This window comes from Actinoplanes couchii, assembly GCF_016862075.1.
GTDB classification, from domain to species: domain Bacteria; phylum Actinomycetota; class Actinomycetes; order Mycobacteriales; family Micromonosporaceae; genus Actinoplanes; species Actinoplanes couchii.
In genome coordinates, this window is record NZ_BOMG01000064.1 from 44244 (window position 1) to 67861 (window position 23618).

Below are 23618 nucleotides of genomic sequence, written 5' to 3' on the forward strand. Positions count from 1 at the left end.
CGTGGAACGCCGGCCCGTAGCCGAGCCCGGCGTCGGCCAGGTCGTCGTAGAGGCCGTCCAGGTCGGTGACGGTGGCCCGGGCCGGTGGCCAGGCGGTGGCGTCGAACGGCTCGGCGCCGGTGGCCGCGGCCGGGTCCATCCGGCCGGTGGCGTGCCGGATCCATTCACCGTCGCCGTGCCGGGTGTGGAACCGCACCTCGCGGCCGGCGTCCTCGCCGGGGCCGCCGACCCAGAGCTGGATCGCGACGCTGCCGCTCTCCGGAAGTTCCACCGGCGCGTCGACGCGCAGGTCGACGGTGGTGTGGCCGAGCTGGTCGGCGGCGCGCAGGACCATGTCGAGGACGGCGCCGGCCGGCAGGGTCACCACGCCGTCGACGACGTGGTCGACGAGCCACGGCTGCAGGCGGGCGTCGAGGCGGCCGGTCAGGATCAGCTCACCGGAGCCGGCGACCGTGGTGGCCGCGCCGAGCAGCGGGTGCCCGGCCCGGTCGAGACCGAAAGCGGCCGCGTCACCGGTCCCGGGAACGAGTTTCGGCCAGTACGTCTCGTGCTGGAACGGGTAGGTGGGCAGCGGGATCCGGTGCCCACCGGTGAACCAGGGGTCCAGGTCGATCGGCACACCGGCGGTCCAGAGGCGACCGGCGGCGACGGCCAGGGCGGTCTGCTCGTCACGGTCGCGGCGCAGCGTGGGGATGCCGTCGATCAGGCCGGCCAGCACCGAGTCCGGGCCGGCTTCCAGGATCGTGTCGACGCCCATCGCGGTGACGGCGTCGGCGAACCGGACGGTCTCGCGGACGTGCCGCACCCAGTACCGCGGGTCGGTGAACAGGTCGGTCTCGATCCGCCCGGTGACGGCGGAGACCAGCGGGACAACCGGGGCGTGGAAGGTGATCCCGGCGATGGCCTGGGCGAACGAGGAGAGCATCGGGTCCATCAGCGCCGAGTGGAACGCGTGGCTCACGGTGAGACGCTTGGTCCGCTCGAACCCGGCGGCGACCGCTTCGACCTGCTCGGCGGGGCCGGAGATGACCACCGAGTCCGGGCCGTTGATCGCGGCGATGTCAACACCGGCCGGGATCTGGTCGGGGGTGGCCTGCACCGCGATCATCGCGCCGCCGGTGGGCAGCGCCTGCATCAGCCGGGCGCGGGCGGAGATCAGGGTGCACGCGTCGTCCAGGGAGAACACCCCGGCCACGTGCGCGGCCGCGATCTCACCGATCGAGTGCCCGGCGAGCACGGCCGGACGTACGCCCCACGACTCCAGCAGCCGGTAGAGGGCGACCTCGACGGCGAAGATGGCCGGCTGGGCGTTGCCGGTGGCGTCCAGGTCGTCCCAGTCGATCGCCAGCCGGGAACGGCACTCGTCGAACGCGTCCCGGAACACCGGGAACCGGGCGGCCAACTGCCGTCCCATACCGGCGCGCTGCGAACCCTGCCCGGAGAAGACCAGGCCGAGGGTACGGGCAGCCGCCTCCCCGTGGACCACGGTGTCGCCGATCAGCGCGGCCCGGTACGGCATCGCACTGCGCCGGGACAGGGCGAAACCCACGTCGACCTGGTAACCGTCGACGGCACGTACCGCCGCGATCTGCTGGTCCAGGGCTGCCTGGCTGCGCGCCGAGACCGGTAGCGGGACGATCGCCGCGACGGTCTGCTCGGCGGTCCCGTCCGGGACCTGCTCCACGATGACGTGCGCGTTGGTGCCGGAGATGCCGAACGAGGAGACACCGGCCCGCCACGGGCGCTCGGACACCGGCAGCGGGGTCGCCTCCGAGGCCAGCCGTACCGCGCCGGACTCCCAGTTCACCTGCGACGACGGCCGCTGCGCGTGCAGGGTCGCCGGGAGGACGCCGTGGCGCATCGCCAGGACCATCTTGATCACGCCGGCGACACCCGCGGCCGCCTGGGTGTGACCGATGTTGGACTTGATCGAGCCGAGCAGCAACGGCACTTCACGATCTTTGCCGTACGTGGCGAGCAGCGCGCCGGCCTCGATCGGGTCACCGAGCGGGGTGCCGGTACCGTGCCCCTCCACCACGTCCACCTCGGACGGCTGGAGGCCGGCGCTGCGCAGCGCCCGCTGGATGACCCGCTGCTGCGAGGGCCCGTTGGGGGCGGTGAAGCCGTTCGAGGCGCCGTCCTGGTTGACCGCGCTCCCGCGTACGACAGCAAGGATCTCCCGGTTGTTGCGTTGTGCGTCGGAGAGCTTCTCCAGGACCAGCAGGCCCACACCCTCGGCCCACCCGGTGCCGTCCGCGCCGTCGGCGTAGGCCTTGCAGCGCCCGTCCGAGGCCAGCCCGCCCTGCCGGCTGAACTCCATCAGCGAGCCCGGGGTGGACATCACGTTCACGCCGCCGACCAGGGCCAGGGTGCACTCGCCGTTGCGCAGCGCGTGCGCCGCCAGGTGCAGCGCGACCAGCGACGACGAGCAGGCGGTGTCGACGGTGACCGCCGGCCCCTCCAGGCCCATCGTGTACGAGATCCGGCCGGAGACCGCGCTCGCCGCGATACCGGTGCCGATGTCCCCGGTCGCGTCACCGAGGTCCCGGACCAGCAGGTACGCGTAGTCCTGCCCGTTGGTGCCCAGGTAGACGCCGGTCGGGGTGCGGCGCAGCGACGCCGGGTCGATGCCCGCCGACTCGAACGCCTCCCAGCTGGTCTCCAGCAGCAGGCGCTGCTGCGGGTCCATGGTGACGGCCTCGCGCGGCGAGATCCCGAAGAAGTCGGCGTCGAACCCGCCGACGTCGTCCAGGAAGCCGCCCTCCTGGCTGACCTTCATGCCGCGCGCGTCCACACCCGCCTCGGCGAGCGCCGCCAGGTCCCAGCCGCGATCGGTGGGGAAACCACCGATCGCGTCGCCGCCGTCGATGAGCAGCCGCCACAGGTCGTCCGGGTTACGCACCCCACCGGGGTAGCGGCAGCTCATGCCCACGATCGCGATCGGCTCCGACCGCTGGGCGACGAGTTCGGAATTGTGCCGGCGCAGCCGCTCGGTCTCCTTGACCGATGCGCGCAGCGCTTCGACCACCCGATCGCTGGACGAGGTCATGAGTCCCCCTGCTCCTTGAGTGCGGCCTGGACCAGACTGTCGAGGTCCATCGCGTCGATCGAGTCGTCGTCGAGGGACGCGGAACCGTCGGTGCTCCGGCCGGCCAGTTTCAGCAGCGGTTCGAGTACGCCGATCTCGCGGAGCTGGTCCAGCGAGACACTGGCGAGTACCGACCGCAGTGCGGTTTCGTCGTCGGTGGTCTCCGCCGGGTCGAAGAACGACCCGAGGATGTGGTCGGCCAGGGCGGCCGGGGTCGGGTGGTCGAAGACGAGCGTGGACGGCAGGTCCAGCCCGGTCGCCCCGTTGAGCTGGTTGCGCAGCTCGACGGCGCTGAGCGAGTCGAAACCGAGGTCCCGGAACGCCTTCTCGTCACCGACCGTGCTGAGGTCGGACAGCCCGAGGGTCTCCGCGGCGAGACGGCGGACCATCCCGACCACCTCCGCGGCCCGCTGCTCGGCGGGCAGCGCGGCCAGCTCGGCCCGCAGGTCCCGGGCTACCGCCGCCGGTGCGGCGGCGGCCACGACACTGTCGTAGTCCGGCAGTTCGATCAGCAGCCGGGTCGGCCGGGCCGAGGTGAAGGCCCTGATGAACGGCTGCGCGTCGACGTCGGCGACCAGGGCGACCGGCTCCGGGGCCAGCACGACCTGGCGCAGAGCGGTGACCGCCAGCTCCGGGTCGAGCGGCTTGATGCCGGTGCGGCGGGCCGCCACGGCGGCCCTCCCGTCGTCGGCCATCCCGCCGCCGCCCCAGGCGCCCCAGGCGACCGAGGTGGCGGCCAGGCCCCGGGCGCGGCGCCGTTCGGCGATCGCGTCCAGCACCGCGTTGGCGGCCGCGTAGTTCGCCTGGCCGGGGTTGCCGACCGCGGCGGACGCCGACGAGAACAGCACGAACGCCGTCAGGTCACGATCCGCGGTGAGTTCGTCGAGCAGCAGCGCCGAGGTGACCTTGGACCGGAACACGGTCGCGAACTGCGCCGCGGTGAGCCCGTCCAGGACACCGTCGTCCAGGACACCCGCCGCATGCACCACCGCGGTCAGGTCGTCGATGCCGTCCAGCACCGCGGCCAGGGCGTCCCGGTCGGCGATGTCGCAGGCGACCACCCGTCCGGGCAGGTCATCCGCACCCGGCGCGTCCGGGCCCCGGCGGCTGACCAGGACCACGTTCGCGCCCCGGCCGGCCAGGTCCCGGGCGACCCGGGCGCCGAGCGCGCCGGTGCCGCCGGTGATCAGGACGGTGCCGGCCGGCGTCCACTCCCGGACCGGTCGTTCCGGCACCGCCGCCAGACGGCGGCCGAAGATCGTGGCGGACCGGACCGCCAGCTGGTCCTCGCCCTGCGGGTCGGCCAGCACCGCGGCCAGCCGGGCGGCGGCGCCGCCGTCGAGCGTGCCGGGCAGGTCGATCAGGCCGCCCCAGCGCTGCGGGTACTCCAGCGCGGCGACCCGGCCCAGGCCGTGCACGGCGGCCTGCAGCGCGCCGGGAACCGGCTCGCCGGGGCTGACCGCGACCGCGGACCGGGTGGCACACCACAGCGGGGCGTGCACCCCGGCGTCACCGAGCGCCTGGATCAGCGCGGTGGTGAGCAGGACACCGGCCGGGACGTCCCCGATCAGGTCCTCGGACAGGGCCAGCAGCGACAGCACCCCGGTCACCTCGCGGCCGGCGATGTGCTCGCGCAGCCGGCCGGTCACCGCGGACCGCTCCGTGTCGGCGATCTCCAGGTAGGTGGCGCCGGCGCCGAGAGCGGCGACCACGCGGGTCACCCACTCGTCGGAGCCGGTGCCGGCCGGGACGACGACGATCCAGGTGCCGGCCGGGGTTCCGGTGGCCGAGCGGTTCAGCGGGCGCCAGGCGATCTGCTGACGCCAGCCGTCCACCGTGGCCTGGACGCCGCGGCGGCGCCGCCAGTCGGACAGGGCGGGCAGCACCTTGGCGAGCGCGTCGCCGTCCACACCCAGGGTGCCGGTGAGGGTGTCGAAGTCCTCGTTCTGCACCACCGACCAGAACTCGCTGTCGGCCGCGTCGATGGTCTTGACCTTCGGGCGCGGCTCGGGCCAGAACCGCTGGCGCTGGAACGCGTACGTCGGGGCGTCGACCCGGCGGGCGCCGGTGCCGGCGTAGAAGGCCGCCCAGTCCGGGGTGGTCCCGGTGACGTGCAGTTGCGCCAGGGCGTGCACCAGGGCGGCCTCGTCGGCGCGGTCCTTGCGCAGCACCGGCACGGTGACCGCCGCCGGGGCGATCTCCCGGGTCAGCGCGCTGAGCACACCGTCCGGGCCGATCTCCAGGAACGTGGTGACACCTTCTCGGACCAGTGACTCGACACTGTCGGCGAACCGGACCGTGGCCCGCACGTGCCGGACCCAGTAACCGGGGTCGGTGACGAGCGCGGCCTCGGCCACGTCGCCTGTCACGTCGGAGACGAGCGGAACCGCGGGTGCGGCGTACGACAGGGTGGCGGCGACCCGGCCGAACTCGTCGAGCATGGCGTCCATATGAGCCGAGTGAAATGCATGGCTGACCCGCAAACGCCTAGTCTTGCGCCCGTCGGCCGAGAATCCGGCTGTCAGAGCCTCCACCGCGCCGCTGTCACCGGCCAGCACGACAGCGCGCGGGCCGTTGATCGCGGCAATCGAGACACCGTCGGTGAGCCGGGCGGTGACCTCGTCCTCGGTGGCCTCCACGGCCGCCATCGCACCGCCGGACGGCAGCGCCCCCATCAGCCGAGCCCGGGCCGCGACCAGCGTGACCGCGTCGTCCAGGGTCAGGACACCGGCTACGTGCGCGGCGGCGATCTCACCGATGGAGTGCCCGGCCACGTAGTCCGGGCGTACCCCGAGCGACTCGACCAGGCGGTACAGCGCCACCTCGATCGCGAACAGGGCCGGCTGGGTGTACTCGGTCCGGTCCAGCAGAGCCGCGTCGTCGCTGCCCGGTTCGGCGAACAGCAGATCCCGCAGCGGCCGGTCCAGCACCGCGTCGAACCGGGCCAGGACCTCGTCCAGGGCCGCGGCGAACACCGGGAACCGCTGGTACAGGTCCCGTCCGGCGCCGGCCCGCTGCGCGCCCTGCCCGGTGAACAGCAACGCGGTGCGCCCGGTCCGGGCCGTGCCGCGCAGCACCCGCGCCGACGGGGCGCCGGTGATCAGCGCGTCGAGCCCGTCCCGCAGCTCACCGGGGTTGGCGGCGAGGATCGCGGCACGATGCTCGAACTGGGTCCGGGCGGTGAGGGCCCGGGCCAGATCCGCCACCGGCAGCCCGGTGCCGAGCAACCGGCGGGCCTGGTCGGCGACGGCGTCCAGACCGGGCGCGGAGATCGGCACCGCGACCACCGACGGGGTGAGGTCCCCGATCCGGGCCGGCTCGGCGGCCGGCTGCTCCAGGATGACGTGCGCGTTGGTGCCGCTGGCCCCGAAGGCCGAGACACCCGCGCGCCGGGGCCGGTCCACGGCCGGCCACGGGGTCTGCCCGGTGAGCAGCGTGACCGCTCCGGCGGACCAGTCCACGTGCGAGGACGGGCGGTCCAGGTGCAGCGTGCCGGGCAGGCTGCCGTTGCGCATCGCCAGGATCATCTTGATCACCCCGGCGACGCCCGACGCCGCCTGGGTGTGGCCGATGTTGGACTTGAGGGCGCCCAGCAGCAGCGGGGTCTCCCGGTCCCGGCCGTACGTGGCGAGCAGCGCCTGCGCCTCGATCGGGTCACCGAGCGACGTGCCGGTGCCGTGCGCCTCGACCGCGTCCACCTCGGCGACCGTCAGGCCGGCGTTGGCCAGGGCGCGCCGGATGACGCGCTGCTGCGACGGCCCGTTCGGGGCGGTGATGCCGTTGGACGCGCCGTCCTGGTTGACCGCCGACCCGCGCAGCACCGCCAGGACCTCGTGACCGCGGGCCCGGGCGTCGGACAGCCGCTCGACGACGAGCATGCCGACACCCTCGGACCAGCCGGTGCCGCCCGCCGAGTCGGAGAACGCCCGGCAGCGGCCGTCCGCCGCGAGAGCGCCCATCTCACCGAACTCGACAAAACCGACCGGGCTGGACATCACCGTGACGCCGCCGGCCAGGGCGATCGAGCACTCCCCCGCCCGCAGTGCCTGGGCGGCCAGGTGCAGCGCGACCAGCGACGACGAGCAGGCGGTGTCGACGGTGACGGACGGACCCTCCAGGCCCAGGGTGTACGAGACCCGCCCGGACAGCAGGCTCGCCGACTGGGCCGTCTCGATGTGGCCGAGCTGGCCCAGGTCGGGCCGGTAGTCGCCGCTGCCACCACCGACGAAGACACCGGTGTCCCCGCCGCGCAGCCCGGCCGGGTCGATCCCGGCCCGCTCCAGGGCCTCCCACGAGGCTTCCAGGAGGATCCGCTGCTGCGGGTCGAGCACGATCGCTTCACGCGGGCTGATCCCGAAGAACGCCGGGTCGAAGTCGGCCACGTCGTACAGGAAACCGCCGTTGTTCGTGACACTGCGGCCGCGGCCGTCGGCGTCACCGTGCGCCAGCCGGTCCAGGTCCCAGCCACGGTCGGCCGGGAACTCGCCGATCGCGTCGACCTCGTCGGCCATCAGCCGCCACAGGTCCTCCGGGCTGCGCACCCCGCCGGGGTAGCGGCAGGCCATGCCGACGATGACGATCGGGTCACCGGCCACACTCGCCGGCGCCACGGTGGCCACCACCTCGCTGCCGCCGGAGAGTTCGTCACCCAGGAAACGGGCCAGCGACTCCGCGGTCGGGTAGTCGAAGACGAGCGTCGCGGGCAGGGTCAGCCCGGTCGCGTCGGCCAGCCGGTTACGCAGGTCGACAGCGGTCAGCGAGTCGAACCCGAGATCACGGAACGCCTGGTTGACCGGCACCGCGTCGCCGTCCGGGTAACCGAGCACGACCGCCGCCTCGGCCCGGACCAGCGCGAGCAACTGCCCGGCCTCCGGCCGTGCGACAACCTTCGGGCCGGTTTTCGGTACGGCGGGGACGGCGGCCCTGGCCTCGGGCAACTCGGCGAACAGTGGTGCCCGCCGGGTCCGGGTGAAGGCGGGCGCGAACCGGTCCCAGGCCACGTCGGCCACCGTCACCGACTCGCCCGCCGAACGGGCCAGGGTGCCGAGCGCGGTGCCCGGGTCCATCGCCGGGAGGCCGTTGGCGCGCAGGTGCGCGGCCAGGGCGTCCGGGGTGGCGCCGGACCACGCGCCCCAGGAGACGGCGATCGTGTTGTCGTGGCGTGCGGCGACGGCGTCCACGTAGGCGCTGGCGGCGGCCGGGCCGTACTGACCGGCGATGCCCCAGACACCCGCGATCGACGCGAACAGCACAACGGTCGGGGCCGCGTCCACCACCGCGTCGAGCTGCGCCGCCAGGGCGGGCAGGACGACAGCGGGGTCGTCACCGGTCGCGTCACCGTCGGCGATCACCACGATGGCGTCCGGCACGTCGGCGCTGGCGCCGTGCGGCACGACCTTCTCCGCGCCGTGAGCCGTCAGCCATTCGGTGAGCGGCCCCGCGAAGGCGCTGTCACCGCCGGTGATCGCGATCGTTCCGGACGGCTGCCAGGCCGGCCCGTCAACGGTGTCGCGGACCAGGCGGCGGGCGTAGACGCCGGAGGCTCGGACCGCGATCTGGTCCTCGTCGCCGCCGATGACCAGCCGGCCGAGCGTGCGCTCGTCCAGGGTCCCGGGCAGGTCGATCATGCCGCCGAAGGTGTCCGGGCGGTCCAGGGCGGTGACCCGGCCGACACCCCAGACCGCGGCCTGTGCCGGGTCCGGCGGGGTGTCGGAGCGGCCGACGGTGACACCACCACGGGTGACACACCACAGCGGCGCGGTGACACCGGCCGCCTCCAGCCCCGCGGCCAGCTCCTGCGGCCATCCGGCCAGCACCGAGACGACCTGGTCGTAGTCACCGGCCGGAAGCGAGCCGCCGGCCAGGAACGACTCGGCGGTGGTGACGTCGCCGCCGAGCGCGGCGGCCACGGCGGTCACCCACGGGTCGTCGCCGGTCGGGACCAGGACCAGGCGGCGGCCGGTCGCCGGGACGGCCGGGGTGATCGGGCGCCACAGGATCCGGTAACGCCAGGCGCGCTGGTCGTTGCGGTCGCGCCAGGCGGTCAGCGCGTTCAGGTCACCGGCCTCCACCGCCGACCAGAACGCGGCGTCCGGAGCGGGACCGGGCTGCGGCGCCGGGTCCGGCCAGTAGGACTGACGCTGGAAGGCGTAGGTGGGCAGGTCGGTGCGGCGCGCGCCGGTGCCGGCGAACAGCACCGGCCAGTCGACGTGCGTGCCGGCCACGTGCAGCCGGGCCAGGGTGGTGACGAACGCGGTCTCGTCGTCCCGGTCCCGGCGCAGCGTCGGGATGCCGTCGAACAGACCGGCCAGCACCGAGTCCGGTCCGGCCTCGACGAGGGTGTCCGCGCCGAGGCTCCGGACGGTGTCCACGGTGTCGGCGAACCGCACCGTCTCACGGACGTGCCGCACCCAGTAGTCCGGGTCGGTGAACAGCTCGGTCTCGACCCGCCCGGTGACGCCGGAGACCAGCGGCAGGGTGGGCGGGTTCAGCGTGAGCGTGCGGACCACCGCGGCGAACTCGTCCAGCATCGGGTCCATCAGCGCCGAGTGGAACGCGTGCGACACGCGCAGCGTGGTGGTCCGGCCGGTGATCTTGCGGCGGACACTCTCCACCTTCTTCTTCGGCCCGGACAGGACCACCGCCGTCGGGCCGTTGACCGCGGCGATCGACACGCCGTCGACGAGCAGGGCGCGCACCTCGTCCTCGGAGGCCTCGACGGCCACCATCACGCCGCCGTCCGGCAGCTGCTGCATGAGCCGGCCCCGGGCGGTGACCAGGGTCAGCGCATCTGCCAGGGAGAACACACCGGCCACGTGCGCGGCGGCGATCTCACCGATCGAATGCCCGGCGACCACCTCCGGCCGTACGCCGAACGACTCCAGCAGCCGGTACAGCGCCACCTCGACCGCGAAGATCGCCGGCTGCGCGTTGCCGGTGGCGTCCAGGTCTTCCCAGTCGATCTCCAGCCGGGACCGGCACGCGTCGAACACCTCCCGGAACACCGGGAATCGCTCGGCCAGCTCCAGGCCCATGCCCGCACGCTGCGAGCCCTGACCGGAGAAGACCACACCGACGCTGGTGTCGGCGGCCGTACCGCGGATCACCGTGTCGCCGATGAGCACGGCCCGCCGCGCGAACGTGGCGCGGTCCAGCAGCGTACGGCCGACGTCGACCGGGGACAGGTCCCGGTCCCGGGCGGCGTCGCGGATCCGGTCGATCTGGGCGTCCAGGGCCGCGTCGGCGCGGGCCGAAACCAACCAAGGCACCGTCGCCGGCACAGTCACGGTGGTGGGCGCGGGCGCAGGCACGGCTGAGCCGCCCTGCTCCAGGATCACGTGGGCGTTGGTGCCGCTGACACCGAACGCGGAGACGCCGGCCCGGCGCGGGTGCCCGTTCGCCGGCCATTCCCGGGCCTGCTCGACCAGGTCCAGTGCACCGGACGACCAGTCGACCCGGGTGGACGCGGTGTCCACGTGCAGCGTTCCGGGCATGTGGCCGTGCCGCATCGCCAGGACCATCTTGATGATGCCCGCCACGCCTGCCGCGGCCTGGGTGTGCCCGAGGTTCGACTTGACCGCGCCGAGCATCAGCGGGGCCTGCCGGTCCCGGCCGTACGCCGCGACGAGCGCCCCGGCCTCGATCGGGTCGCCGAGGGTGGTGCCGGTGCCGTGCGCCTCGACCGCGTCGACCTCGCCGGGGGTGAGCCGGGCGGCGGCCAGGGCGGCCCGGATGACACGCTGCTGGGCGCGGCCGTTCGGGGCGGTCAGGCCGTTGGAGGCGCCGTCCTGGTTGACGGCGGTGCCGCGGACCACGCCGAGGATCTCGTGGCCGGCCCGGACGGCGTCCGAGCGGCGTTCCAGGACGAGGACGCCGGCGCCCTCGGACCAGGCGGTGCCGTCCGCGCCGTCGGCGAACGCCTTGCAGCGGCCGTCGGGGGCGAGGCCGCCCTGGGCGCTGAACTCGACGAAGGCGTCCGGGCTGGACATCACCGACGCGCCGCCCGCCAGGGCCAGGGTGCATTCGCCGCCGCGCAGCGCGCCGACCGCGAGGTGCAGCGCGACAAGCGACGAGGAGCAGGCGGTGTCGACGGTGACCGCCGGGCCCTCCAGGCCGAGCGTGTAGGAGAGCCGGCCGGACAGCACGCTCGCGGTGTTGCCGGTGGCGGCGTGGCCGCGGACGTCGGCGGTGCCGCGGCGCAGCACGTTCAGGTAGTCCTGGCCGTTGGTGCCGACGAAGACGCCGGTGGCCGAGCCGCGCAGCCCGGACGGGTCGATGCCGGCCCGTTCCAGGGCCTCCCAGGTGGTCTCCAGCAGCAGCCGCTGCTGCGGGTCCATGGCCATCGCCTCACGCGGTGAGACGCCGAAGAACGGGGCGTCGAACTCGCCGACGCCGTCCAGGAAGCCGCCCATCAGGGTGGCCGACCCACCGCGCGCCAGTTCTTCGAGGTCCCAGCCACGGTCGGCGGGGAAGCCGGAGATGACGTCGGCACCGTCGGTGAGCATCCGCCACATGTCGTCCGGGGTGCGGATGCCGCCGGGGAACCTGAGGCCCATGCCGACGATGACGATCGGGTCGTCGGTGACGTCGGTGGCGGCCACCGCGGGTCCGCCGGTGTCGGCGACGGCGCCGGTCAACTCGGCGAGCAGGTGCTCGGCCAGGTCCACCGGGGTCGGGTAGTCGAAGACCAGGGTCGCGGGCAGGGTGAGCCCGGTCGCCGAGGCCAGGCTGTTGCGCAGCTCGACGATGGTGAGCGAGTCGAAGCCGAGGTCGCTGAACGCCTGGTCGGCGCCGACCCCGCTGCGGTCCGCGTGGCCGAGCACGGCTGCCGCGTTGGCCCGTACCAGGTCCAGCATGAACCGGGAGGGTGCCGTGCCGGTCAGCCCGGCGAGCTGGTCACGCAGGCCGGCGCTGCCCGCCGGTGCGGCGGTGGCCGCGCGGCGTACCTCGGGCAGGTCGGCGAGCAGCGGGCCGGCGAAGATCTGCGCGTACCGCTGCCAGTTCACGTCGGCGACGGTGACCGCGACGTCGCCGCGCTCGACCGCCTGTTCCAGGGCCCCGATCGCCAGTTCCGGCGTCATCGGCGTGAAGCCGCCCCGCCGGACCCGTTCCTCGATCCCGGCCCGGTCGGCGGCCATCCCGGCCTCGGCCCACGGGCCCCACGCGACCGAGGTCGCCGGACGTCCGTCGGCGTGCCTTTGGGCGGCGAAGGCGTCGAGCCAGGCGTTGGCGGCCGCGTAGTTGCCCTGCCCGGCCGCGCCGAGCACACCGGCGGTGGACGCGAACAGCACGAACGCGGAGGCGTCCGGGACCAGTTCGTGCAGGTTGCGGGCGGCGTCCACCTTGGTCCGGCGGACCGCCGCGAACCGTTGCGGGGTGAGCGCGTCCACGACACCGTCGTCGACGATCCCGGCGGTGTGGAAGACGTTCACCACCCGCAGCCCGGCAAGGGCGGCGGCGAGGGCGTCCCGGTCGGCGACGTCGCAGGCCAGAATGGTGGCGCGGTCGCCCAACTCGGCGGCCAGCTCCGGCGCGCCGGGCGCGGCGAGGCCCCGGCGGCTGAGCAGCAGCAGGTGTTCGGCGCCGCGGGCGGCGAGGCGGCGGGCCACGTGGGCGCCGATGCCGCCGGTGCCGCCGGTGATCACCGTGGTGCCGGTCAGGTCGAGCGGGCGGGCCGGTGCCGCGCCGCCGGCCGGTGCGTGCACCAGGCGACGGGCGAACACCCCGGAGGTACGGACGGCGAGTTCACCACCGGCGAAGCTGAGCCGGGACACGGCAGCCGGGTCCAGGTCGATCAGGCCACCCCAGCGGTCCGGGTGCTCCAGGGCGACGACCCGGGCCAGGCCCTGGATCGCGGCCTGCTCGGGGTCCGGCACCGGGTCGGCCGAGCCGACCGCGACCGCCCCACGGGTGATCACCCAGAGCGGTGCGGTGATCCCGGCGTCACCGAGGGCCTGCACCGCGGCGGCCGTGGTGACCGCGTCGCCGAGCAGCGACACGACCCCTTCGACGCCGTCGATCCCGGCGAGCAGTGCGGTGATGGCGGCCCGGTCCGGGCCCGGCACCGTGACGGCGGTGGCGCCGAGCGCCTCGACCACCTCACCGGTGTCCCCGGGGGCGACCAGGGCCAGCCACGGGCCGGTCCGGGTCTCGGTGCCGGTGACCGGCTGCCAGACGATCCGGTAGCGCAGCCCGTCCAGGGTGGACGCCTCGGCCCGGCGCCGCCGCCACGAGGTCAGGGTCTGGCGGGCGGTCTCGTCCAGGGGCAGTTCGCCGTTCTCCACGGCGGCCCAGAACTCGGCGTCCACGGTGCCGGCCAGGTCGGCCGGCTCGGGCCAGAACCGCTGCCGCTGGAACGGGTAGGTGGGCAGCTCGACCCGGGCGGTGGCGGCCGGGAAGACGCCGGCCCAGTTCACGTCGGTGCCGCGGGCGTGCACCCGGGCCAGGGCGGTGAACAGGGCGGCCACCTCGTCGCGGTCGCGGCGCAGGGTGGGCACCGCGGTCAGGACGTCGCCGGCGGCGCTGCTGAGGGTGGCGTCCGGGCCGATCTCCAGCGCGGTGCCGATGCCGTTGGCGGCCAGCCAGGCCACCGCGTCGGCGTACCGGACGGTGGCGCGGACCTGGTCCACCCAGTACTCGGGCGAGGCCAGGCGCTCGGCCGCGACCGGTTCGCCGGTGACCGTGGAGACCAGCGGGATGATCGGCGCCCGGTAGGTGACCGTCCGGGCCACCTCGGCGAACGCCGTCAGCATCGGGTCCATGTGCGCGGAGTGGAACGCGTGGCTGACGGTGAGGCGCCTGGTCCGGGTGAACGCGGCGGCGACCACGGTGACCGCGGCGTCGTCGCCGGCCAGCACCAGCGAGCGCGGCCCGTTGACGGCGGCGATCTCGACGCCGTCGGTGAGCAGCGGCAGCACCTCGTCCTCGGTCGCCTCGACGGCGATCATCACGCCGCCGCCGGGCAGCTCGGACATCAGCCGGCCACGGGCCGCGACCAGGGTGCAGGCGTCCTCGACGGACAGCACCCCGGCGGCCACGGCGGCGGCGTACTCGCCGATCGAGTGGCCGACCACCCGGTCCGGGGACGGGCCCCAGGACTCGACGAGGCGGAACAGGGCCAGCTCGACGGCGAACAGGGCCGGCTGGGTCCACCGGGTGTCGTCGAGCAGGGCCGCGTCGGCGCTGCCCGGTTCGGCGGTCAGCAGCTCGCCGAGCGGGCGGTCCAGGATCTGGTCGAAGTGGGCGAGCACCTCGTCGAGGGCCTGGGCGTACACCGGGAACCGCCGGTAGAGGGCGTGCCCCATCCGGGGGCGCTGGCTGCCCTGGCCGGTGAACAGGAACGCCAGGCCGCCACGGGCCGGGGCGTCGGTGACCGCTGCCGGGTCCTGGGTGCCGGCGCGCAGCGCGTCCAGGGCGCGGAGCACCTCGTCGCGGTCGTCGCTGACCACCGCGGCCCGGTGCCGCAGGCCGGCCCGGGAGACGGCGAGCGCGGCGGCCAGGTCGGGCAGCGGCATCTCGGGACGGTCCTGCAGGAAGGTCCGGATCCGGCCGGCCTGGGCCCGCAACGCCGCCTCGGTACGCCCGGACAGCACGATCGGGCCGTTCTGGCCCGCACCGGGCTCGACCGGCTCGACGGCCGGCGCCTGTTCCAGGACGGTGTGCACGTTGGTGCCGGACAGCCCGAACGAGGAGACCGCGGCCCGGCGCGGACGGTCCGCCTCCGGCCACTCGGTGGTGTCGGTGACCAGCTCGATCGCGCCCGGCACCCAGTCCACGTGGGTGGACGGTGCGTCCACGTACAGGGTGGCCGGAACGACGCCGTTCTGCAGCGCGAGCACCATCTTGATCACGCTGGCCACGCCGGAGGCCATCTGGGTGTGGCCGATGTTCGACTTCACCGAGCCGAGCAGCAGCGGGCGGGTGCGCTTACGGCCGTAGGTGGCCAGCAGCGCCTGCGCCTCGATCGGGTCGCCGAGCTTGGTGCCGGTGCCGTGGCCGTCGACCACGTCCACCTCGTCGGCGGCCACCCCGGCGTTGGCCAGGGCCTGCCGGATGACGCGCTGCTGGGAGGGGCCGTTCGGGGCGGTCAGGCCGTTGGACGCACCGTCGGAGTTGACCGCGGAACCGCGTACGACGGCAAGGATGTGGTGGCCGTTGGCCTGTGCGTCGGAGAGGCGCTCGACGAGCACCAGGCCGACACCCTCGGCCAGGCTCATGCCGTCGGCGGCCTCGGCGTACGCCTTGCAGCGCCCGTCGACGGCCATCGCGCGCTGCCGGCTGAACCCGACGAACGCGTTCGGGGTGGCCATCACGCTGACGCCACCGGCCAACGCCAGGTCGCTCTCGCCGTTGCGCAGCGACTGGCAGGCCAGGTGCAGCGCCACCAGCGAGGACGAGCAGGCGGTGTCCAGGGTGACGGCCGGGCCCTCGAAGCCGTAGTTGTAGGCCACCCGCCCGGACAGGACGCTGGAGATGGTGCCGGTGACCAGGTGGCCCTCGGCGCCGTCCTGGACCGCGGTGCCCGCGCTGTAGTCCTGGTAGCTGGCGCCGATGAAGGTGCCGGTCCGGCTGCCGCGCAGGGTGGCCGGGTCGATCCCGGCGCGTTCCAGGGTCTCCCAGCTGGTCTCCAGCAGCAGGCGCTGCTGCGGGTCCATGGACAGGGCCTCACGCGGCGAGATGCCGAAGAAGCCGGCGTCGAAGTCGGCCGCGTCGGTCAGGAAGCCGCCGCGCACCGAGTAGGTCTTGCCGGAGCGGTCCGGGTCCGGGTCGTACAGGCCGTCGGCGTCCCAGCCCCGGTCGGTGGGGAATTCGGTGATCGCGTCGCCGCCGGACAGCACCAGATCCCAGAGCTGGTCCGGGGACTCGATGCCGCCCGGGTAGCGGCAGCCCATGGCGATGATCGCGATCGGCTCGTCGGTGCCGGCCGCGCCGGTCGCGACGGCCACCTCGACCGGGCCGCCGGCCAGTTCGCCGCGCAGGAAGTCGACGAGGGCGCGCGGGTCCGGGTAGTCGAAGACCAGCGTGCTCGGCAGCGACAGACCGGTCCGGGCGGCGAGCCGGTTGCGCAGCTCGACGGCGGTCAGCGAGTCGAAACCGACGTCACGGAACGCCCGGTGCTCGGACAGCGTCTCCGACGACGCGTGGCCCAGCACCGCGGCGGCCTCGCCCCGGACCAGGTCGAGCACGACCCGGTCCTGCTCGGCGGCGGGCAGCGCCCGGATCCGGGCGGCGTACCCGGTGTCCGCGGCGGGTGCCTGGACCTCCAGCTCGGCGACGTCCGGCAGGTCCTCGAACAGGGTGGTGGGCCGGGACGAGGTGAAGACCGGGTGGTAGGTCGCCCAGTCCACGTCGGCCACGGTGACCACGGTGTCGTCGGAGTCCAGTGCCTGCTTCAGGCCGGCCAGGGCGAGCGCCGGCTCCATGAAGTTCAGGCCGCTGCGCCGGATGGCCGACGGGTCGACCCGGCCGAGTTTCATGTCGTCGGACCAGATGCCCCACGAGATCGAGGTGGCCCGGCCGCCGCGGGCGCGGCGCTGTTCGGCGAGGGCGTTGAGGTAGGCGTTACCGGCGACGTACGCGGCGTGCCTGCCGCTGCCCCACATGCCGGCGGTGGACGAGTACAGCACGAAGTCGTCCAGGTCGTCGCCGAGCAGCTCGTCGAGCAGCCGGGCGCCGGTGACCTTGGCGTGCATCACCGTCGCGAAGGCCGCCGGGGAGGTCTCCTCGATGGTGGCCAGCTCGATCACGGCGGCGGCGTGCACGACGGTGCGGACCGGGGTGCCGTCGGCGGCGAGCCGGTCGATCAGGTCGCTGAGCGCGGCCCGGTCGGTGATGTCGCAGGCGACCGCCTCGGCGGTGTCCCCCAGGCCGGCCAGCAGTTCGGCGGCGCCGGGCGCGTCCGGGCCGCGCCGGGAGACCAGCACGATCCTCGGGGCGCCCTGGTCCACCAGCCAGCGGGCCAGGTGCGGGGCGAGGGTGCCGGTGCCGCCGGTGACCAGGACGGTCCCGGTGGGCGCCCACTGCCGCTTCTCGGCGGCGGGGGCGCGCAGGATGCGCCGGGCCAGCACACCGGAGTCCCGGATGGCGACCTGGTCCTCGCCGGTGCCGCCGGTGAGGACCGCGGCGAGCCGTTCGGCGCCGCGCCGGTCCAGCCGGGCGGGCAGGTCGACGACGCCGCCGAAACGCTGCGGGTGTTCCAGGGCGGCGGTCCAGCCGAGGCCGGCGATCTGCGCCTGGACCGGGTTGGTGACCCGGTCGGCGCGGCCGGCCGCGACCGCGCCGCGGGTGAGGAACCAGAGCGGCGCCTCGTGACCGGTCTTGATCAGGTCGAGGCTGGCGATCAGGCCCGCGGTGAGGCCCGGGTGGTCGCCGTCCGGCTCCTCCCGCGACGCGAGGACCGACACGACGCCGGTCAGCTCGTGGCCGGCCGGGTCGGTGACCACGGTGGCGCCGTGCGCGGTGAGCGCGGTCTCGACCTCGGTGTCCGCGCCGACCAGCAGCCAGGTGCCGGTGATCCGGGCGGGCGGCAGCGACGGGACCGGCTTCCAGGAGGACCGGTAGCGCCATCCGTCGATGGTGGATCTGTCCAGGCGGCGGCGCCGCCAGCGGGCCAGCGCCGGCAGGATCGGGGTGAGCGCCGCCGTGTCCAGCTCCAGATCGGCCGCGAGGCCGTCGACGTCGGAGCCCTCGACGGCGCTCCAGAACGCCTCGTCGGCCGGGCCGGCGCCGTCGCCGTCCTGCCGCGGGGGCCGGATCGCCCAGAGGAACTCTTCGGTGAAGGCGTACGTGGGCAGCGGGATCCGCCGGGCTCCCGCGCCCTCGAACAGCGGGCGGAAGTCGGCGCGGGCGCCCCGGACGAAGGCCTCGGCCAGGGAGAGCTGGAACCGGTCCAGCCCGCCGGTGTCGCGGCGCAGGGTGCCGACTGCCGTGACCGGGCTGCCGGCCTGCTCGGCGACCGCCTGTACGCCCATCGTCAGCACCGGGTGCGAGCTGCACTCGACGAACACGCGGTGGCCCTGCTCGACCAGCGCGGCGACGGACGGCCCGAACCGGACGGTGTGCCGCAGGTTGCGGTACCAGTAGCCGGCGTCCAGCCCGGCGGTGTCCTGCCAGTCGCCGGTGAGGGTGGAGAAGAACGGGATGTCGGAGGTACGCGGCCGGATCGGCGCCAGGATGTCGAGGATCTCGTCGTGCAGCAGCTCCACCGAGGCGGAGTGCGAGGCGTAGTCCACCGGGATCCGGCGGACCCGGACCCCGTCCCCGGTCAGCCGCTCGACCAGTGCGTCGAGGGGTTCGGCCGGGCCGCAGACGACGACCGAGCCGGGGCCGTTGACCGCGGCGACGGACAGACCCGTCCCCTCGATGCGGCTCTCGGCGTCCTCGACGGTGAGCGCTACCGAGATCATCCCGCCGGTGCCCTTCAGGGTGGCGGCGATGGCCTGGCTGCGCAGCGCGACCACGCGGGCGCCGTCGGCGAGCGACAGCGCGCCGGCCACGGTGGCCGCGGCGATCTCGCCCTGGGAGTGGCCGATCACGGCGTCCGGCCGGACGCCGTGCGCCTGCCACATCGCGGCCAGCGACACCATCACGGCGAACGAGGCGGGCTGCACCACGTCGACCCGGTCCAGGGTGGGTGCGCCGTCCCTCTGGCGGAGCACGTCGATCAGGTTCCAGTCGCAGAACTCGCTTAGGGCCGCCGCGCACTCGTGCAGCCGCTCGGCGAACACCGGCGACTCGTCGAGCAGGCGGGCGCCCATGCCGGCCCACTGGGAGCCCTGGCCGGGGAAGACGAAGACGGTCCGGCCGTCCACGTCGGCGGTGCCGGTGACCACGTTCGCGGCGGGCAGCCCGGCGGCGAGGGCGGTCGCCCCGGCCCGCAGTTCGTCCGCGTCCGCGCCGACGATCACGGCGCGCTGCTCGAACACCGCGCGGGTGGTGAGCAGGGAGAAACCGATGTCACGCGGGTCGGCGTCGAGACCGGCCAGGTTGGCGGCCTGACCGGCGAGCGCGGCCGGGGTACGCCCGGACAGGATCCACGGCAGCGCCCCGTCGTGCTCCGGCCGGGCCGGGGCGGGCTCGGCGGCGGGGGCCTGCTCGATGACGACGTGCGCGTTGGTGCCGGAGATACCGAACGAGGAGACCGCGCCACGGCGGATCCGGGCCGGGTCGTCGGCCCAGTCCGCGCCGCCGGTCAGCAGGCTGATCGTGCCGGGCGTCCAGTCGATGTGGCTCGACGGCTGCTCCGCGTGCAGGGTGGCGGGCAGGGCGCCGTGCTGCAGCGCGAGGACCATCTTGATGATGCCGGCGACACCGGCGGCGGACTGGGTGTGGCCGATGTTCGACTTGACCGAGCCGAGCAGCAGCGGGCGCTGCGGGTCGCGGTCCCGGCCGTAGGTGGCCTGCAGCGCCTGGACCTCGATCGGGTCGCCGAGGGCGGTGCCGGTGCCGTGCGCCTCGACCACGTCGATGTCCGCGGTGCTCAGCCCGGCGTTGCTCAGCGCCTGCCGGATGACCCGCTGCTGGGACGGGCCGTTGGGGGCGGTGAGGCCGTTGGAGGCGCCGTCCTGGTTGATCGCCGAGCCGCGTACCACGGCGAGCACGGGGTGGCCGTTGCGCCGGGCGTCGGAGAGCCGCTCGACCACCAGCACGCCGATGCCCTCGGCCAGGGTCATGCCGTCCGCGCCGTCGGAGAACGCCTTGCAGCGCCCGTCCACGGCCAGTGCCCGCTGCCGGCTGAACGCGATGAACGGGTTCGGGTTGGTCATCACGGTGGCGCCGCCGGCCAGGGCGAGGCTGGTCTCGCCGTTGCGCAGCGACTGGCAGGCCAGGTGCAGCGCGACCATCGACGAGGAGCAGGCGGTGTCCACGGTGACCGCGGGGCCCTCCAGGCCGAACAGGTAGGCGAGCCGGCCGGAGAGCACGCTCGGGCTGGTGCCGGTGACCGCGTACCCGGCGCCGTCGGTGTCCAGGCCCAGGCCGTACTCCTGGTACGACGATCCGATGAATGTTCCGGTACGGCTGCCGTGCACGTCGGCCGGGTCGATGCCGGCGTGCTCGAACGCCTCCCAGGTGGTCTCCAGCAGCAGCCGCTGCTGGGGTTCCATGGACAGCGCCTCGCGCGGCGAGATGCCGAAGAAGGCCGGGTCGAACTGTCCCGCCTCGTGCAGGAAGCCGCCCCGGGTGGAGTAGGTGGTGCCGGCGTGGTCCGGGTCCGGGTCGTAGAGGCCGTCGGTGTCCCAGCCCCGGTTGACCGGGAAGTCGCTGATCGCGTCGGTGCCGTCGGCGATCATCTGCCAGAACTGCTCGGGGGTGCGCACCCCGCCGGGGAACCGGCAGGCCATGCCGATGATGGCGATCGGCTCGTCCAGCGCCGCCGTGGACTCGGCGCCGCCGGCCGGGCCGCCGGCAGCGCCGAGAATCTCCTCCCGCAGGAACGCGGCGAGCGCCACCGGGGTCGGGTAGTCGAACGCCAGGGTGCTGGGCAGGTCGAGACCGGTGGCCGCGACGAGGCGCTTGCGCAGCTCCACAGCGGTCAGCGAGTCGAACCCGGCGTCCCGGAAGGCGCGCCGCTCGGCGACGCCCTCGGCGGACTCGTGGCCGAGCACGGTGGCCGCTTCGGCCCGGACCAGGTCGATCAGGATCCGCAGCTGATCCGGCTCGTCCAGACCGGCGAGCCGGCCGCTGAGCAGGGACTCCGCAACCGGCGTCCGCGGCGTGGAGGCCATCGCGCGGACCTCGGGCAGCTCGTCGAACAGGGCGCCGGCCCGGGCGACGGTGAAGATCGGGTGGAAGGTGGTCCAGTCCACGTCCGCGACGGTGAGGGTGACCTCGCCACTCTGGACGGCGCGGCCCAGCTCGGCGACGGCGCTGTCCGGGGACAGGAAGCTCAGGCCGCGCCGGGTCAGGTTGTCGGCCATCGCCTCGTGGGTGGCCATGCCGGCCGATCCCCAGGGGCCCCAGGCGATCGAGGTGGCGGCGAGACCACGGGCGCGGCGGTTCTGGGCGAGGGCGTCCAGGTAGGCGTTGGCGGCGCCGTAGGCGCTCTGCCCGGCGCTGCCCCAGACCCCGGCGACCGACGACACCAGCACGAAGAAGTCGAGGTCGTGGCCGTCGAGCAGGCTGTCCAGGTGGGCCGCGCCGACCATCTTGCCGGCGATCAGACCGGCCACCGCGTCCAGCGGGGTCTCGGTGAGCGGGCCGGCCTGGCCGACTCCGGCCGCGTGCACCACACCGTTCGGCGGGTACGCGGCGATCACCGCGGCGAGCGCGTCCCGGTCGGCGGTGTCGCAGGCGACGACGGTGACGCGGGCGCCCAGCTCCTCCAGTTCGGCGGTCAGCTCGGCCGCGCCGGGGGTGTCCGCCCCGCGGCGGCCGGTGAGCACCAGGTGTTCGGCTCCGGCGCCGGCCAGCCAGCGGGCCACGGTGGCGCCGAGCGCGCCGGTGCCACCGGTGATCAGCACGGTGCCGGAGGTGGTGAACGCGTCGTCGGTCACCGGGGTGCCCGGGTGACGTTCCAGGCGGGCCGCGTGCAGACCGGTGTCCCGGATCGCGAGCTGGTCCTCCCCACCGTGCGCGGCGAGCACGCTGACCAGCCGCTGCACGGCCGGGGCGTCCAGGACCGGCGGCAGGTCGATCAGGCCGCTCCACGGGATCGGCCGTTCCAGGGCGGCGGCCCGGCCGAAGCCCCAGACCGCGGCCTGCGCCGGGTTGTGCAGGGTGTCGGCGGGCGCGGTGGAGACGGCGCCGCGGGTGAGCGTCCAGACCGGGACGCCCCAGGTGACGTCGGTGAGCGCCTGGGCCAGGGTGACCACGGCGGCGAGCCCGTCCGGCAGGCCGGAGGCGGCGTCGGCCGGGGTGTCGGCGAGCGCGAGCAGGGACAGCACGCCCGCCGCGTCGCGGTGCTCCTCCAGAGCGGCGGCGACACCGGCCCGGTCGAGTCCGGTGACGTCGAGGATGTGGAAACGGGCGCCGTGCCCGCGCAGCGGCCCGACGACGGATTCGGCGTCGACGGCGCCGGTGGTGACGATCAGCCAGGTGCCGTCCAGGACCGGTGCGGCGGCGGCCCGGACGGACTTCCACCGCAACCGGTACCGCAGGGCGTCCGCGGCGGAGCGCTGGCGCCGCCACGAGGACAGCGCGGGCAGCAGCGCGTACAGCGAGGCGTGTTCCTCGTCGCGCAGCCCGAGCAGGCCGGCCAGGCCGTCGGCGTCGCCGCGTTCGACGGCCTCCCAGAGGGCGGCGTCGGCCGGGGCGGCGGTGGGGGCCACGGTGTCCGGCCAGTAGCGTTCGTTCTGGAAGGCGTAGGTGGGCAGGTCCACCCGCCGCGCCGCGGAGCCGAACGAGGCCCGCCAGTCGACGGGCAGCCCGCGCACGTGCAGCCGGCCCAGGGCGGCAGTGAAGGCGCGTGCCTCGTCCCGGTCGCCGCGCAGTGCCGGCACCGCCTCGGCGCCGGTCAGCACACCCTCGCTCATCGCGGCCAGGACACCGTCCGGGCCGGCCTCGATCAGGGTGCCGGCGCCGGTGGCCGCGACGCCGTCGGCGAACCGGACCGCCTCCCGGACGTGCCGCACCCAGTACGCCGCGTCGGTGAACAGGTCGGTCTCGATCCGCCCGGTGACGTTGGAGACCAGCGGGATCGACGGCACGGCCAGGGTGAGGCCGCCGACGACCGCGGCGAACTCGGCGGTCATCGGGTCCATCAGGTGCGAGTGGAACGCGTGGCTGACCGCGAGCCGCTTGGTCCGGCGGCCGGCCAGCCCGGCGACGACCGCCTCGACGGCCTGCTCGTCACCGGACAGCACGACCGCGCGCGGCCCGTTGACGGCGGCGATCGACACACCGTCGGCCAGGGTGATCTCGTCCTCGGCCGCCTCGACGGCGATCATCACACCGCCGGCCGGGAGCGCCTGCATCAGGCGGCCCCGGGCGGCGACCAGGGTGGCGGCGTCGGCGAGGGAGAAGACCCCGGCCACGTGTGCCGCCGCGATCTCGCCGATCGAGTGGCCGATCAGGACGTCCGGGCGTACGCCCAGGGAGTGCAGCAGGCGGTAGACGGCGACCTCGACGGTGAACAGCGCCGGCTGGGCCCAGCCGGTCTCGTCCAGGGCGGCCGGGTCGTCGCCCCAGACCACGTCGCGCAGCCCGTCGAAGTGGGCGCTGATCTCGTCGAACGCCGTGGCGAACACCGGGAACCGGTCGTACAGGCCGCGGCCCATGCCGATCCGCTGGGCGCCCTGCCCGGTGAACAGCATCGCGAGCCTGCCGGCGCCGCCGCTCTCCCCGACGGTCACCGCCGGGTCGGTCCGGTCCGCCGCCAGGGCGGCCAGGCCGCGCAGCAGTTCGTCCCGGTCGCCGACCACGACGGCCCGCTGCTCGAACGCGGTACGGGCGGTGGCCAGCGACAGGCCGACGTCGGCGGTGTCCTGGTCGGTCAGGAAGCCGCGCAGGCGGGCGGCCTGGTCGCGCAGCGCGCCGCGGGTCTTCCCGGACAGCGTCCAGGCGACCGGCCCGGTCTCCTGACTCTCGCGGGCCG

Annotated in this window: 2 protein-coding genes (both cut by a window edge); both read right to left on the reverse strand. The window is 74.8% G+C overall.

Annotated features, from left to right (window positions below):
• On the reverse strand, window positions 1–3049 hold the beginning of the coding sequence (locus Aco03nite_RS26105; protein WP_203798814.1) for a type I polyketide synthase. The gene continues 17174 nt to the left of window position 1, outside the view; 3049 of the gene's 20223 nt are visible here — the first part of the coding sequence; the start codon lies at window positions 3047–3049; its stop codon lies beyond the left edge, outside the window.
• Window positions 3046–23618, reverse strand: partial view of a type I polyketide synthase gene (locus Aco03nite_RS26110; RefSeq protein ID WP_203798818.1) — the 3' portion only. The gene runs 6373 nt beyond the window's last position; the window shows 20573 of its 26946 coding nt (coding positions 6374–26946); the start codon falls outside the window, past its right edge; its stop codon occupies window positions 3046–3048. Before Aco03nite_RS26110 ends, Aco03nite_RS26105 begins: the two co-directional genes overlap by 4 nt.